This window comes from Sulfitobacter sp. S223 (assembly GCF_025143825.1).
Taxonomy (GTDB): Bacteria; Pseudomonadota; Alphaproteobacteria; order Rhodobacterales; family Rhodobacteraceae; genus Sulfitobacter.
The window spans coordinates 3526749-3542523 of record NZ_CP083560.1 but is presented as its reverse complement, the minus strand read 5'-3'; the positions used below and the strand labels follow the sequence as shown (position 1 = coordinate 3542523).

Sequence of the window (15775 nt, the reverse complement as noted above, 5' to 3'; positions counted from 1 at the left end):
GGGGGCTGCGGTTTTGTGCATGGTGATCGCGAAACCCCATCACAGGACCTTCCATGAACCGCTATCCCAGAGATTTCACCGGTTATGCTGGCACTCCACCTGACCCGCAGTGGCCAAATGGCGCGCGGATCGCAGTGCAATTCGTCCTCAACTACGAAGAGGGCGGCGAAAACTGTTTGCTCCATGGTGACGCGGCGTCCGAAGCTTTCTTGTCAGAGATCGTTGGCGCAGCGCCTTGGCCAGGTCAGCGGCACTGGAATATGGAAAGCATTTATGACTACGGCGCGCGGGCAGGGTTCTGGCGGTTGCACCGCTTGTTCACACACGCGCAGGTACCGGTCACGGTGTACGGTGTCGCCAGCGCGCTCGCACGCGCGCCCGAACAGGTTGAGGCGATGCAAGCTGCCGATTGGGAGATCGCGAGCCACGGTTTGAAATGGATCGATTACCGGGATCATTCGGAAGAGGCTGAAATGGCGGACATGGCCGAAGCAATCCGTCTGCATACCGAAGTGACGGGTGAGCCGCCGCGCGGTTGGTATTGTGGCAGAACCAGTATCAACACCGTGCGCCTTGCCGCGCAAACAGGGGCGTTTGACTATATTTCGGACACCTATGACGATGATTTGCCGTATTGGTCCGACATTGCGGGCACGGATCAGTTGATCATTCCCTACACGCTGGATTGCAATGATATGCGCTTTGCCACACCGCAGGGGTTCAATTCAGGCGATCAGTTTTACACCTACCTGTGTGACACGTTTGATGCGCTTTATGCCGAAGGTGCGGCGGGCGCTGCCAAGATGATGTCGGTGGGTCTGCATTGCCGCCTTATCGGACGGCCCGGACGCATTCAGGCGCTGGCGCGGTTCCTTGAGTACATCAAGGGTTTTGAAGGTGTCTGGACCCCGCGCCGGATCGAAATTGCTGATCATTGGCGCGCCACACATCCTGCGCCGTCGGCGCGCCTACGTCCCAGTCGAATGGCACGGGCGGAATTCGTCGACCACTTTGGCGGCATCTTCGAGCATTCGGCGTGGATAGCCGAGCGCGCGTTTGAGCTTGAGCTTGGACCAGCGCACGACAGCGCTGCCGGACTTCACAATGCGCTGGCGCGGATGTTCCGTTCTGCCAGCCGGTCAGAGCGTCTGGGCGTTCTCACAGCCCACCCCGATCTTGCGGGTAAGCTGGCAGCCGCACAGCGCCTGACAGCCGAAAGCACTGCAGAGCAGGCAAGCGCCGGCCTTGATGCGCTTACCGATGCGGAGCGTGTGCGCTTTACCGAGCTGAACACAGCTTATGTGGCCAAGCACGGATTTCCCTTCATCATCGCGGTGAAGGATCACACAAAAGATGGCATCCTGAACGCCTTTGAGGCACGGATCGCAAACGATACGGAAACCGAATTCGCCACCGCCTGCCGTCAGGTAGAACGGATCGCGCGCATCAGATTGGATCAAATACTATGAGCTATGCCTTCCCTCCCGGCGGTTTGCCGGATCAATCGATTTCACCAGAAGGCACAGCAGTTTTTACCGAAAGCTATGCTGTTTTGCCCGCATTGACCCAGCGCGACATCGTGACCAGCTATCTGCCGGGTTGGACAGGCATGCGGATGTGGGTGTTGGCGCGCCCGATGTCGGGCTTTGCCGAGACATTCAGCCAATACGCCGTGGAATTGCAGCCCGCAGGTGGGTCAGACGCACCAGAAGTTGACGACGAAGCGCAATCGGTCGTCTTCGTGGCCAGCGGCCAGATCACCTTGAACATTGATGGCGCACGGCACGTGTTGGAGGAGGGCGGTTACGCCTATATCCCGCCGGATGCGATCTGGACCGTCTGGAACGATAGCGATTCTGTGGCGCAGTTCCACTGGGTCCGCAAACGCTATGTGGGCGCCGAAGGCGTTGATCTGCCCGAAGCATTCGTGACGTCGGATCAGGCGGTCGCGCCGACCGTTATGCCCGATTGTGATGGGGTGTGGGCCACCACACGATTTGTTGAGCCCGACGATCTGCGCCATGACATGCACGTCAACATCGTGACCTTCCAACCCGGCGGCCGCATCCCGTTTGCCGAGACCCATGTGATGGAGCACGGGCTGTATGTGCTGGAAGGCACTGCGGACTATCTGTTGAACAAGGATTGGGTGCCTGTCATCGCCGGTGACTTTATGTGGCTGCGCGCCTTTTGCCCGCAGGCTTGCATCGCCACAGGCGACGCGCCGTTCCGCTACCTGCTTTATAAAGACGTAAACCGTCATATGCCTTTATGAGTGCTGAAATTTGTATCGAACCGCTGACGAAAGAGGCATTCGCGCCGTTTGGCGATATTCTGGATGCCAAGGGCCAGCCCGACAAAATGATCAATGCGGGTATGTGTGGTCGGTTTCATGACCGTGCGGACCTGACCTTTGCCGAAGGTGGCCGTGCGGGCATCAGCATATTCAATGCCAAGCCGCGCACACTGCCCTACACGCTGGACCTGCTAGAACGGCATCCCTTGGGATCACAGGCCTTCTTGCCCATGACTGAACACCCTTTTCTGGTGGTTGTGGCGCCCGATGAGGGCGATCGCCCGGGCGTGCCGCGCGCGTTCATGACGGCGCCGCATCAGGGGATAAATTTTCACGCGGGAACGTGGCACGGAGTCCTTACGCCACTGCACGCGCCGGGATTGTTCGCTGTAGTGGACCGGATAGGCGAGGGTGAAAATCTTGACGAATGGCAATTGGACGCGCCCTATACGATTACGAACTAAATCAAGATCTGGCCAAAAAGGCTGGGCGCACTTCAACAAGGGACAAAACCTATGACCATGCTTTCCATCGGAACGCCCGAACAGTTGCGCGATCCGAACTTTACGCCGCCGCTTTCGCGTGCCATCCCGCTAGGCATTCAGCACGTACTGGCGATGTTCGTCTCAAACGTGACCCCTGCCATAATTGTTGCCGGTGCTGCAGGTTTCGGTTTTGGCTCGGGCTCTCCTGACTTTCCTGAACTGTTGTACCTTATCCAGATGTCGATGCTGTTCGCCGGTGTTGCCACGCTGTTGCAAACCATCACCATAGGGCCAGTCGGCGCAGGCCTGCCGATTGTTCAGGGGACGTCTTTTGCTTTTATTCCGATCATGATTCCGCTGGTTGCGGGTAAAGGAGTTGACGGTTTGGCCGCGTTATTCGGCGGCATTGTTATCGGTGGTTTGTTCCATGCAGTCTTGGGGATGTTCATCGGTAAGATCCGTTTTGCGTTGCCGCCGTTGGTCACCGGTTTGGTTGTGACCATGATCGGGCTGGCGCTGGTAAAGGTCGGCATCCAGTATGCTGCTGGTGGTGTGCCCGCTATCGGGACCCCGGAATATGGTAGCCTGTTGAACTGGTCTGCCGCATTGGTTGTGATCATCGTCACGCTGGGGCTCAAGTTTTTTACCAAGGGTATGCTGTCAATCTCGGCAGTACTGATTGGGCTTGTCGTCGGCTATTTCTATGCTGTTGCCATGGGCATGTTGTCCTTTGGCGGAGACCGTGGCGTGATTGCCAGTTGGAACAATGCCGCATGGATCTCTTTGCCAAATCCATTCAAGTACGGGTTCGAGTTCTCAGCGGCGGCCATCATCGGTTTCTGCCTGATGGCCTTCATCTCGGCCATTGAAACAGTGGGTGACGTAAGCGGGATCACCAAAGGCGGCGCGGGTCGTGAAGCGACCGACAAGGAAATTGCCGGTGCCACTTATGCCGACGGTTTGGGTACTGCGGTTGCTGGCGTGTTTGGAGGTCTGCCGAACACTTCGTTCAGCCAGAACGTTGGATTGATTGCGATGACTGGCGTCATGAGCCGCCATGTGGTGACTTGCGGTGCGATTTTCCTGATAGTCTGCGGGCTGATCCCAAAGGTTGGTAGTGTAATCCGTACAGTCCCGATCGAAGTCTTGGGTGGCGGTGTGATCGTCATGTTTGGCATGGTTGTCGCGGCGGGTATTTCAATGCTGTCGGATGTCGACTGGAACCGCCGCAATATGGTGATCTTTGCTATCTCGCTTTCCATTGGTTTGGGTCTGCAGCTTGAACCGGGCGCAGTTCAGCACCTGCCCGACACGCTGCGCATCCTGATGACATCAGGCCTTCTGCCAGCCGCGTTGATTGCGATTGTCCTCAACCTTGTGCTGCCACAAGAGCTGGCAGAGGAATCAACCGAAGAAGTTTCGGGCGGTATGGCAGGCAAATCAAACGGGAGCCTTCCGCGCTAATCAGTGACGTACGGAGGGCAATCTGACGGGTTGCCCTCTGATCCCGACCCTCTTAATCCGAACGTCAGTCGGCTCCGGCAACCAACAGTCCGAAAGAATAAATATGTACGATCTTGCTGCCCTGTCTGCTTGGCTCGAATTCGCTGTCCGGTGGGTTCATGTGATCACCGCTATCGCGTGGATCGGAAGCTCTTTCTATTTCATCGCGCTTGATCTGGGCTTGCATCGTGACCGTAACCTGAGTTCCGGCGCTGATGGTGAAGAATGGCAGGTCCACGGTGGCGGCTTCTATCATGTGCAAAAGTACCTCGTGGCACCTGCGCAGATGCCAGACGATCTGGTCTGGTTTAAGTGGGAAAGCTATTCAACCTGGCTGTCGGGCTTTGCCTTGCTGATCCTCGTCTACTATCTGGGCGCTGAGTTCTATCTGGTTGATCCGTCGGTTGCGGATCTCAGCGTGTGGCAGGCGGTACTGATCTCGCTTGCGTCGCTCGGTTTTGGTTGGCTGGCGTATGACCAGATTTGCAAAAGCCGCTTTGGCGATGACAATACCCGCCTGATGGTCCTGCTTTATGTGATCCTTGTCGCGATGGCCTATTTCTACACATCCGTGTTTTCGGGCCGCGCAGCGCTGCTGCACCTTGGTGCGTTTACCGCAACCATCATGAGCGCGAACGTCTTTTTCATCATCATGCCGAACCAGCGCATTGTGGTCGCGGACCTGAAGGCAGGGCGCAAACCGGATGCGAAATACGGCAAGATTGCCAAACAGCGCAGCACGCATAACAACTACCTGACCCTGCCCGTGATCTTCCTGATGCTTAGCAACCATTACCCGCTGGCCTTTGCGTCCGAAATGAACTGGCTTATCGCCGCGCTGGTGTTTCTGATGGGGGTTACGATCCGTCACTACTTCAACAGCCTGCACGCCCGTCAGGGGAACAAACATTGGACATGGCTGGCCACTGCGCTGATTTTCATCGCGATCATCTGGCTGTCGACTGCGCCCATGTTCCGCGCATCCGAACCACAAGAGGCGCAAGGACCGGCGTTGCAATTCGCGCAGGCCGACGGCTTTGGCGCGGTGCAGGATATCGTCATGGGCCGTTGTTCGATGTGTCACGCGGCAGAGCCTGCTTGGGAGGGGCTGCACTGGCCCCCAAAAGGTGTGCGCCTAGAGACCGAGCATCAGATCGCCCTTGCCGCAAAGCAGATTTACCTTCAGTCAGGGCTGACCCATGCAATGCCTCCGGCCAATCTAAGCTATATGGAGCCCGAAGAACGCGCGCAGATCGTTGCATGGTACCGCGCAGCCACCGGCGGATAGACGTTCAAATTAGCAGGGGATAACCTTGCGGCGCGGCTTTTAGAATCGCGCCATCTCATGCTAGGTATTGCGGCATGGCTCAATCAAACCCCAACATAAGCGTATCCCAGCCCATCATCCGTCAGCTGGACGAGACTGCAATCAACCGCATCGCAGCAGGCGAAGTGGTTGAGCGGCCCGCCTCTGCGGTAAAGGAGTTGGTGGAAAATGCCATCGACGCAGGCGCACGTCGTATCACGGTGGAATACGCCGATGGCGGCAAAACCCTGATCCGTGTCACCGATGACGGCTGTGGTATCGCAGGCGACGACTTGCCGCTGGCGCTGTCGCGTCATGCCACGTCCAAGATCGACGGCACTGACCTGCTTAATATCCACTCTTTCGGCTTCCGCGGTGAGGCGTTGCCGTCTTTGGGTGCTGTTGGCAGGCTCACCATCACCAGCCGCGCAGCAGGACATGACGGAGCAGAGATCAGCGTCACAGGCGGCAAGCATGAAGCAGTGCGCCCTGCGGGCCTTAGCGCGGGAACGATCGTCACACTGCGTGATCTTTTCTATGCTACACCGGCACGTCTGAAATTCCTCCGGACGGATCGGGCCGAAGCGCAGGCCATTGGCGACGTGATCAAACGGCTTGCTATGGCCGAACCGTTTGTGCGCTTTGTGCTGCGCGATGTTTCTGGCGATGGTCAGGGCCGCGATGTGTTCCGCGCCGAGGCAGAGCAGGGCGATTTGTTTGACGCATTGCATGGCCGGTTGCGTCAGGTGTTGGGACGTGAGTTTGCGGAAAACTCCTTGCCCATTGATGCGGAAAGGGAAGGCTTTCACCTGACGGGTTTTGCCGCACTTCCGACCTATTCGCGCGGCTCTGCTGTGGCACAGTTTCTGTTCGTAAACGGACGTCCGGTGAAGGACAAAATGCTGATCGGTGCGTTGCGCGGCGCCTATTTCGATTTTCTAAGCCGCGACCGACATCCAGCGGTTGCCTTGTTTGTGGATTGCGACCCTAACCTGGTGGACGTGAACGTGCATCCAGCCAAATCCGAAGTGCGTTTCCGCGATCCCGCGATCGTCCGCGGATTGATTGTTTCGGCCCTACGTCACGCGCTGGCGAACGCGGGTCACCGCGCATCCAGCACGGTTGCTGATGCCACGCTGGGTGCGATGCGCCCGGAGCAAACGGAAGAGCCGCGCATTTATCAGATGGACCGCCCTTCAACAGGCGCGCGGTATTCTTCGTATCAGGCGCAGGCCCCTGAGGGCTTTGCCGAGACGAAAGGCATGTGGGGACGTGTCGAAATCCCGCCCGAGCAGACCCAGCAAGCGCAGGAGGAGCCGGTGGACTACCCCCTTGGCGCAGCGCGGGGTCAGGTCCATGAAAATTACATCATCGCCCAAACTGCTACCGGTATGGTCATCGTAGACCAACATGCGGCGCACGAACGGCTTGTCTATGAAAAGCTCAAGAACCAGATGGCTGCAAACGGTGTGCCTGCGCAGGCCTTGTTGATCCCCGAAATTATCGCGCTTTCCACCTCGGACCGCGCGTCGATTCTGGAAGTTGCCGATGAGCTGGCGCAGTTTGGTTTGGGGATTGAACCCTTCGGCGGGGATGCCATTGCCGTGCGTGAAACGCCGGCCATTCTGGGCGAGGTGAACGCCGAAGCGATGATCCGCGATATTCTGGATGAACTGGAGGGCGAAGGCGAAAGCCTACTGGTACAGGCGCGTATCGAGGCGATCCTTAGTCGCGTCGCCTGTCACGGTTCCATCCGTTCGGGGCGCTGGATGCGTGCCGAAGAAATGAATGCCCTGCTGCGCGAGATGGAGGCGACGCCGCATTCTGGCCAGTGCAACCATGGTCGCCCTACCTACGTGGAGCTGAAGCTTAGCGACATAGAGCGGCTGTTCGGGCGGACATGATCCAGATCGGCGAAGCGCAGTTCGCAATTAGCGATCCTATCACCATTGCGCTGTTGGTTTGTGCAGGTGTCCTTGGGCTGATCCTGATATTGCTCGTCTTCATGATCTTCCGGCCCACCCGTGTTCCGGCGGTATTGGCGCATCAGCTTCAAGCGCTGGGCAGCGGTCAGGAACAGCTGCGTGGCAACCTGCAAACGGTGTCTGACACGCAGGCAAACGCGCAGACCCAGTTGATTCAAAGCCTTGAGGCAAGGCTGGCTACTGTGCAGCTCCAGATGCAACAACAGCTTGCGCAAATGCAGGAACGCACGAACCAAAGCCTGCATGGAAGCGCGCAGCGCACGACCACCAGCCTTACCCAATTGCAGGAACGGCTGCGCGCCATCGACAAAGCGCAGGACAACATCACGAAGCTTTCTGGCGACGTGCTCTCTTTGCAGGATATCCTGAGTAACAAGCAGACGCGCGGTGCATTCGGGGAAATACAGCTGAATGATATTGTGTCAAAGGCGCTGCCGTCTGACAGCTATGACATGCAGAAAACCCTCAGCAACGGGCGCCGTGCCGATTGCCTGATACATCTGCCCAACCCGCCTGGACCTATCGTCATTGATGCGAAATTCCCGTTAGAGGCATATGAGGCGTTACACCGCGCGCAGACCGACTGGGAGCTGAAGTCAGCGGTGGCCAACATGCGCACATCGGTACGCAAACACATCCGCGACATCAGCGAGAAATACATTCTTGACGGTGAGACAGCGGATGGCGCGTTGATGTTTCTCCCGTCAGAGGCGGTATATGCAGAGCTGCATGCGAACTTTCCCGAACTGGTGCGCGAAGGCTTCGACGCCCGTGTCTGGATTGTGTCGCCGACGACCTGCATGGCAACGCTGAATACTATGCGCGCCATTCTCAAGGATGCGCGCATGCGCGAACAGGCGGGTGAAATCCGCAAGACCCTGCGCCTGCTGCACCGCGATGTAGAGCTGGTCGTGTCACGTGTGGGTAAGTTGGATACGCATTTCCGTCAGGCGCGCGAAGATCTCGAAGGGATCGGTACTGCCGCTGAGCGGGCGGGCAAACGGGCGGCCAAACTGGACAACTTTGATTTTGAGGAAATAGAGGCAGACCCGTCGGCTCCTGTTCTTTCGCCTGTTAAAGGAACCTTAAACTCATGACATCCACACAACCTGACATCAGCGCCCTGTCGCTGGACGCGATCCGCGCGACAGCGTCTGCCTTAGCCAACGATATCACACGCACACCTTGCCTCACGCTGGATAGTGGTTTGATGGCGCGGGTTCTGGGTGGCGGAGCCGCAGTTCTCAAGCTTGAGTGTTTCCAGCGTACAGGCACCTTCAAAGCACGCGGTGCTTTGTCGGTTGCACGCAGTCTGGACGACGGGCAATGCGCACGAGGTATCACAGCCGCCAGCGCGGGAAACCACGCGATCGCTGCTGCATGGGCCGCCCGCCAGATCGGCGCGTCTGCCAAGGTTGTGATCCAGTCCAATGCCAACCCGTTTCGCGTCGCGCTTGCAAAGGCCGAAGGGGCTGATGTGATCATGAAAGCGCCGGGGGCTGAAACCTTCGATGAGGCCGAGCGGCTGGTGCGCGAAGAAGGACGTACGTTCATTCACCCCTTTGAGGGGCCGCTTACTTCGCTTGGGACGGCAGGGGTCGGGCTTGAGCTGATGGAAGACGCCGGTGACCTGGATGCGGTGGTGGTGTCCATTGGCGGCGGTGGATTGATCAGCGGCATCGCGGCCGCAGTCAAACAGATCAACCCTGACTGCAAGGTCTATGGTGTCGAGCCTGAAGGCGCGGCCAGTATGCACTGCTCTCTCTCCAAGGGAATACCCATCCATTTAGCGGGCGTGAATACCATCGCGGATAGCCTTGGCGCGCCGATGGCGCTGCCCTTTGGCCATGCTCTATGCGCTGCTTATGTGGACGAAGTCGTGCTGATTGATGACGACACCATTTGCGCAGGTATGGTGGCGTTCCAGCAAGAGGCAAAGCTTGCCGTAGAACCTGCGGCTGGGGCGGCCCTTGCGGCCGTATTGGGCCCATTACGCCAACAGCTTCAAGGCAAGCGTGTGGGTGTGATCGTTTGCGGAGCGAATATTGATGCAGACACTTATCTGCGCCTGATGGCGCAGGGATGTAGCCGATTTGATGCTATGACTGCAGGGTAGTGACCTCAGATCCTGACAAACTTCTGCCAGATGCGCGGGAGAATGCCTTGAAACCGAAGCGGAGCATCGGTGACGGCTAGGCAGATACAGTCTTCGTGTATGTCTGCCACTGGTATGTGCTGTACATCACTATCTGCAATTTCAATGTCACCCCGGCCAAAGTATGCGTCATCGTCCTGAAATGCGCCTTTCAGGACCAAAGTCATCTCTGTTCCGTGATGCCCGTGGTCCGGCATGGCGGCGCCGGCGGGGATAGATAGCAGTCGCGCAGTTGCGCCTTTGGACGTCCGTAAAATTGCCTGCTTGACCCCCATCCCAACGGGTCGCCAGCGGATGCTTTCCAGATCATCCCCGATGTAGCTGTGAAGCGGGGTCGGGATATCGCTGGTGCTTACGTGTCGCGCGGGTGCGTCAAATCCGTTGTCCAGCTGCGCCAGAATTTGATCAAGCGAGCCTGCTGTCATGGCTGCTGCGTCATCATCCAGCAATGCCCCGCCCACGGCGTCATAAGCTTGAGCAGAAGCGCGACAGGTATCGCAAAGCGACAGGTGTGTGGCCACGATGAGGTTAAATGCCTCGGGCAGCGTACCCGCAGCGTAGGCCAACAGAGTTGCTTCATCAAGGTGATGCTTGATGGTGGCTTCGGTCATAGGGCGTGCATGTTTATCAGTCATATCAGCTACTTCATTGCATGGCGCAGACGGTCCAGCGCAAGACGAATTCGGGATTTAATGGTGCCAAGCGGGAGACCTGTGATTTTGGCGATTTCAGCTTGGGTGAGATCACCAAAATAGGCTTGTTCGATTAGTTTGCGTTGGTTCTGAGGCAGGTCCGCTATCGCGCTCACCAGTTTGGCACTTTCTTGCTGGAGCTCGATGACCTGCGATTGCTCGGGTTCAGGTTCCGGACCCCAAGGCAGGTCTTCGGGTTCTGGGCGCCGGTCACGGCGCAACATGTCGATGCGGCGGTTTCGCGCGATGGTGAACACCCATGTCGCGACCGATGCGCGCGTGGGATCAAACTGGTCCGCCTTCCGCCACAGCGTTGTCATCACATCTTGCGCACATTCTTCTGCGGTCGTGCCATCTGCGCCTGATTTGATGAGGTACCCTTTGACCCGCGGGGCAAAATGTTCAAACAAATCTGCAAACGCTGCTTTGTCGCGATTGTCGCGCACGCGCAGCATCTCGTCGATCCAAAGAGACTGGGCTGATGATGGCTTGTCGTTTTTCACGCGTTGTCGCCTTGAACAGTTCACTGGCCCCGCCAAAGCTGTCGGTGCCGGAGGGCGGGAACCGTGGGGCGTGTCGCGAGAAGAGGTCTGTCCGGAAGCTATCATACCAAGGATACGGAGCAAGGCGGTTGTTGGATCAAAAAAATGAATTCTGAAACTCATTTACATCCAATTCCGTATCTGAACCGTATACCACCATAACAACAAGCAGACAGGATACCGCTTCCACATGACATTTGACGCGCCGCAGGCTTCTTACCGCAACCAATCCCCTATGGCCCGCCGTGTCGCTGTGATTGGGGCCGGGATTTCCGGTATGGGGGCTGCACACATGCTGTCGCCCGATCATAAGGTGACTTTGTTCGAAAGCGGGGCGCGTTTGGGCGGCCATGCACGCACAGTTGTTGCGGGAAAGAACGGTGATCAACCTGTTGATACCGGGTTTATCGTTTTCAACTACGCCAACTATCCGCACCTAGCAGCGCTGTTCAAGGAATTGGACGTGCCTGTCGTGCCATCTAACATGAGCTTTGGCGCGTCGTTTGATGGCGGCCGCTTGGAATATGCGTTGACCAGCATGAACGCGATTTTTGCGCAGCGCAGAAACCTTGTGAACCCTCGGTTCCTCGGAATGTTGCGCGATGTGGTGAAGTTCAACAAAAATGCGTTGGCCTTGGCTCAGGATAAATCTCTTAGCCTTGGCGAATTTCTGGCAAAGCTTGGTACAGGCGACTATTTTCGAGACCATTATCTTCTTCCCTTCTCTGGTGCGATCTGGTCGACGCCAGTGGAGCAGGTCATGGAATTTCCTGCCCACGCCCTGATCAGCTTTTTCGAGAATCACGCTTTGTTGGGCTATTCCGGCCAGCACCAGTGGTACACGGTTCAAGGCGGCTCGATATCCTATGTGAACAGGGTCGAAGCAGCGTTGAAACGAAATGGCGTTGATGTCCGGCTCAGTGCTGCCGTTCAAGGTGTCCGGCGCACGGCGCAAGGCGTCGAAGTGAAAACTTTTGGTGGTGAGTGGGAGGCCTTTGATGAGGTCGTCATGGCGACACATTCCGATGACAGTCTTGCAATGCTCACCGATCCTACGGCCGCAGAACAAGCGGCACTCGGTGCAATCGCCTATCAACCCAATGATGTCATCTTGCATGCTGATACATCGATCATGCCGAAACGGCGGGCCACATGGGCTTCATGGGTCTATACTGAAGACGCGCGGACGAAATCGGACCGCATTGATCTGACCTACTGGATGAATTCTTTGCAGCCGATACCGGAGAGCGATCCGCATTTCGTCACGCTGAACACCAAACGCACCATCCGCGAAGAGCTGATCTATGATCAGGTCACTTTGCGCCATCCGGTTTATGATCTGGCGGCCCTGGATGCACAGGGGGCAATGCGTCAGATGAACGGGCGTAACCGGACGTGGTTCTGCGGCGCATGGATGCGCAACGGATTTCACGAAGACGGACTGGCTAGCGCGGTAGACGTGGTAACCGCACTCAAAAGCGCGGCACCCAAAGCAATGGCCGCAGAGTGACCAGAACTGTCGATCATATCGTCGGTCAGACCTATCATGGTCGTAAGGGCAATATAGAGAACGCCTTTCGCTACTCTGTAGACTATTTGCTGTTGGATGCTGAAGCTGACGTTCGCACACCGGGTCTGTTTGCACGCAACGCCCGTGGTCTGACATCGTTGCACGACATCGACCACGGTGGCGCACCGGGCCATGGCAGAGGGGCTGCTTGGGTGCGTGACGTGCTTGAGCAGTACCAGATCAACGTGATTTGCCGGATCGAATTGTTGGCTCAGCCGCGTGTTTTCGGCCATGTCTTTAATCCGGTTAGCTTCTGGCTATGTCGCCGCGAAGATGGCGCTTTGGTCGCTGTGATTGCCGAGGTGACCAACACTTACGGCGACCGCCATAGTTATTTGTGTCACCACCCTGACCTGCGCGAGATATCTCGCAGTGACCAGTTGCACGCGACGAAGATCATGCACGTATCACCCTTCCAGCCGGTTGAAGGTGACTATACTTTTCGCTTTGATATCACAGAGGCGCGCATCGGAATCTGGATTGATTACGGCCGCGCAACCGGTGGACTGATCGCCACGCTGACGGGCAAACGTGTGCCGCTTGGCAACGCGGGCATCCTGCGGAGCCTTTTGCGCCGACCCTTTGGCGCGCGGCGTGTGCTGGCGCTGATCCATTGGCAAGCGCTAAAGCTTTGGATTAAGGGCGCTGCATTTCGGGCAAGGCCGGAGGCGCCGCGTGACGAAGTTTCCAAGGGATGAGCATCGCTGCATCAGAACGATTGCCGTCCTATGCGCTATTCGCGGCCCTTCTGGCGTGCGCTGGCCTGCCAATCTATATCCATGCGCCTAAATTCTATGTCGACGAATACGGCGTCTCGTTAACGGCACTTGGAGCTGTGCTATTTGGATTGCGGTTACTGGATGTGGTTCAGGATCCACTTCTTGGTCGATTGTCAGAACGGTTGCGTGACCGGCGTGGCATTGCTGTCGGACTTGGGTGTGCGGTCATTGCATTAGGAATGTTAGGCTTGTTTGCTGTCCCGCCGATGACAGGGCCGGTGGTGTGGTTCGGCATTATGCTGACGATTGTTTTCTCTGCCTTCAGTTTTCTGACAATTTGTTTTTACGCGCAGGGCGTGGCCAAGGCGGACCGCATGGTTGGGCAAGGCCACTTGCGCCTTGCCCGATGGCGAGAAACCGGCGCGCTTTTGGGGGTCTGCGTGGCATCGGTTGCTCCGGTAGCTCTTGGTATGTGGACAGGTGCGCCTTTTACCGGCTTTGCAGTAGGTTTTGCGGTGCTTGCAGTGGGGGCGGCAATGGCGATGCGTGGCGAATGGGTGTCGGCAGGTGTGCCGATCGGCACAGGGTTTGGTACTGTGTTGCGTGACCCGCTGGCGCGGCGGTTATTATTTATCGCGCTGCTCAACGCGGCTCCGGTGGCTGTCAGCTCAACCCTATTTCTATTCTATGTGGAAAGCGCCTTGGGCGCCCCCGGATTCGAGGGGCCGCTTTTGCTGCTATTCTTCTTGTCAGCCGCAGGGGCAGCGCCCGTCTGGGGGCTGCTCGCAGAGCGTTTCGGGACCAAACGTGTATTGCTGGCTGCCATGATCCTCGCAATCTTTGCTTTTGGCGGCGCGCTGTTCTTGGGCGTTGGCGATCAATGGTGGTTTGCACTTGTTTGTGTGGCATCAGGGGCGGCGATGGGGGCCGACCTTACGCTTTTGCCTGCGCTTTTTGCAACGCGCATGGGACAAATTGCGCCATCCGCTGCGGAAGGTTTTGGTTTGTGGTCATTTGTTTCCAAGTTTACCTTGGCACTCGCCGCCGCCATTCTACTTCCCTCATTGGAAGGGGCAGGGTACGTCAGCGGGGCACAAGCCCCACCGCCCGAAAAGGCCGTGGATCTATTACGGTTGCTGTACGCAGGCGTGCCATGTGTGCTGAAACTTGCCGCCATCTTTTTGCTGTGGCGTACAACGCTGGATAGGACGCGTCATGAATGATGCTGTATTTTTCTTTTTGCTGGGCGCTGCGGTTGTCGTGTTCTTGAAGGTGCTGCGCCGTCGGGTTGCGGATTTTTCCGGCCAGAAGGCGGATGACTACGCCGATGACTTTCCACGATTTGATATGCGGGAACATTTAAACGGAAAAATGTTATGTGATGGAGTGATCTTTGGCCCGCTGGGCCGTGTAACCAGCACATTCGAAGCGGATTTCGACATCGTGTGGGAAGGTAATTCCGGCACGATAAAAGAGCACTTCCATTACAATGACGGTTCGACCCAACACCGTGAATGGCGGCTGGAGCTTGATGATGACGATGGGTTCGTAGCCCATGCCGACGATGTCCCGGGAAAGGCTTCTGGTTCGATTGCGGGGCCGGCGGTCTTGTTCAACTACAAGATTAAGCTGCCAGCCGCATCTGGCGGTCATACGCTGAAAGCGTTTGATTGTATGTATCTTACGAAAAGCGGCATCATCGTGAACCGGAGCCAATTTCGCAAATTTGGTTTCCGCGTTGCGGAACTGGTGGCGACCATTAGGAAAAAGGAAACGGCATGACACAATGGCAGGGCAAACGATACTGGCTGGTAGGCGCAAGTGACGGTCTGGGGGCCGCGCTAGCCCAACGTCTGAGCGGCGCAGGCGCAGAGGTTATCCTTTCTGCGCGCTCCGAAGACAAGCTTGCCGCGCTTGCGGACAGCTTGCCCGGCAAAGCGCGGGTTGTGACGTTGGATGTGGCGGATGCGGACAGCGTGGCCGAAGCGGTCAAAGACGTAGGCGCAGTGGATGGGGTTGTCTATCTGGCAGGTGTTTACTGGCCCTTTGGCGCTAAAGAGTGGAACGCCGAACAGGGTGCTGCCATGGCAGACATTAACTTTACCGGTTTGATGCGGGTGATGGGACAGATTGTGCCGGACATGGTTGCGCGTGATGACGGCCACATTGTCATTACCTCAAGCCTGACAGGTTTCCGTGGGTTGCCCGGCTCTATTGGATATACGGCGTCCAAGGCGGCGACGATGTCATTGGCGGAATGTATGTATGCCGACCTGCGCAAGACAGGGGTCAAAGTGCAGGTGGTCAATCCGGGCTTTATAGAGACGCAACTTACCGACAAGAACGACTTCAAGATGCCCTTCATTATGTCGCCCGAAGACGCGGCTCGCGAGGTGTTCGAGCATATGAACTCTGATAAATTTAAAAAGAGCTTCCCGTTTGCGTTCTCTCTGTTGTTTCGGGCAAGCCAGTTCCTGCCTGACTGGCTGTATTTTCGGATATTCAGCTGATCGTGTATCAGT

15 protein-coding genes are annotated in these 15775 nt (G+C 57.1%); 13 read left to right on the top strand and 2 right to left on the bottom strand.

Features of this window, described 5'->3' with window-relative positions:
- The first annotated feature begins 53 nt into the window (after positions 1-53).
- The 8 genes from puuE (at position 54) to K3757_RS16835 (ending at position 9691) form a co-directional block, all read left to right on the top strand.
- Positions 54-1469: an allantoinase PuuE gene (gene puuE / locus K3757_RS16870; protein ID WP_259997307.1), complete on the top strand. Its 1416-nt coding sequence runs from the start codon at positions 54-56 to the stop codon at positions 1467-1469.
- Positions 1466-2275, top strand: coding sequence for a bifunctional allantoicase/(S)-ureidoglycine aminohydrolase (locus K3757_RS16865; protein WP_259997305.1), 810 nt, complete (start codon positions 1466-1468; stop codon positions 2273-2275). The genes puuE and K3757_RS16865 overlap by 4 nt, the downstream gene beginning before the upstream one ends.
- The gene (locus K3757_RS16860) at positions 2272-2760 is read left to right on the top strand and encodes an ureidoglycolate lyase (protein ID WP_259997303.1); all 489 of its coding nucleotides are present in this window, start codon (positions 2272-2274) and stop codon (positions 2758-2760) included. The genes K3757_RS16865 and K3757_RS16860 overlap by 4 nt, the downstream gene beginning before the upstream one ends.
- A 51-nt stretch (positions 2761-2811) precedes the next feature.
- Positions 2812-4245, top strand: coding sequence for a uracil-xanthine permease family protein (locus K3757_RS16855; RefSeq protein ID WP_259997301.1), 1434 nt, complete (start codon positions 2812-2814; stop codon positions 4243-4245).
- A 103-nt stretch (positions 4246-4348) separates the two neighbouring features.
- Complete coding sequence (locus K3757_RS16850; RefSeq protein WP_259997298.1) at positions 4349-5572, top strand: urate hydroxylase PuuD; 1224 nt, start codon at positions 4349-4351, stop codon at positions 5570-5572.
- Positions 5573-5646: 74 nt separating this feature from the next.
- Positions 5647-7494, top strand: a complete 1848-nt coding sequence (mutL, locus tag K3757_RS16845) for a DNA mismatch repair endonuclease MutL (RefSeq protein WP_259997296.1) — start codon at positions 5647-5649, stop codon at positions 7492-7494.
- A complete protein-coding gene (locus K3757_RS16840; RefSeq protein WP_259997295.1) occupies positions 7491-8672 on the top strand; it encodes a DNA recombination protein RmuC in 1182 nt (393 codons plus the stop codon). Before mutL ends, K3757_RS16840 begins: the two co-directional genes overlap by 4 nt.
- Positions 8669-9691 carry a pyridoxal-phosphate dependent enzyme gene (locus K3757_RS16835; protein ID WP_259997294.1) on the top strand — a complete coding sequence of 341 codons (1023 nt, stop codon included), beginning with the start codon at positions 8669-8671 and terminating at the stop codon, positions 9689-9691. The genes K3757_RS16840 and K3757_RS16835 overlap by 4 nt, the downstream gene beginning before the upstream one ends.
- Positions 9692-9696: 5 nt before the next feature.
- On the opposite strand, the gene K3757_RS16830 is transcribed toward K3757_RS16835, so the two are convergent.
- Together K3757_RS16830 and K3757_RS16825 are read right to left on the bottom strand one after the other, a co-directional pair.
- A complete protein-coding gene (locus K3757_RS16830; RefSeq protein WP_409202553.1) occupies positions 9697-10365 on the bottom strand; it encodes a ChrR family anti-sigma-E factor in 669 nt (222 codons plus the stop codon).
- Between the two features lie 5 nt (positions 10366-10370).
- Positions 10371-10877, bottom strand: a complete 507-nt coding sequence (locus K3757_RS16825) for a sigma-70 family RNA polymerase sigma factor (RefSeq protein ID WP_260001307.1) — start codon at positions 10875-10877, stop codon at positions 10371-10373.
- Positions 10878-11154: 277 nt separating this feature from the next.
- On the opposite strand from K3757_RS16825, the gene K3757_RS16820 reads away from it, so the two are divergent.
- From K3757_RS16820 to K3757_RS16800, 5 genes are read left to right on the top strand one after another with little or no spacing between them, the layout of a single operon-like run.
- Entirely contained in the window at positions 11155-12474 is a 1320-nt protein-coding gene (locus K3757_RS16820) for an NAD(P)/FAD-dependent oxidoreductase (protein WP_259997292.1), read from the top strand.
- Positions 12471-13232: a DUF1365 domain-containing protein gene (locus tag K3757_RS16815; protein WP_259997290.1), complete on the top strand. Its 762-nt coding sequence runs from the start codon at positions 12471-12473 to the stop codon at positions 13230-13232. Before K3757_RS16820 ends, K3757_RS16815 begins: the two co-directional genes overlap by 4 nt.
- Complete coding sequence (locus K3757_RS16810; RefSeq protein ID WP_259997289.1) at positions 13229-14476, top strand: MFS transporter; 1248 nt, start codon at positions 13229-13231, stop codon at positions 14474-14476. Before K3757_RS16815 ends, K3757_RS16810 begins: the two co-directional genes overlap by 4 nt.
- Entirely contained in the window at positions 14469-15035 is a 567-nt protein-coding gene (locus tag K3757_RS16805) for a DUF3833 domain-containing protein (RefSeq protein ID WP_259997278.1), read from the top strand. Before K3757_RS16810 ends, K3757_RS16805 begins: the two co-directional genes overlap by 8 nt.
- Positions 15032-15763 carry an SDR family oxidoreductase gene (locus tag K3757_RS16800; RefSeq protein ID WP_259997276.1) on the top strand — a complete coding sequence of 244 codons (732 nt, stop codon included), beginning with the start codon at positions 15032-15034 and terminating at the stop codon, positions 15761-15763. The genes K3757_RS16805 and K3757_RS16800 overlap by 4 nt, the downstream gene beginning before the upstream one ends.
- Positions 15764-15775: the final 12 nt, after the last annotated feature.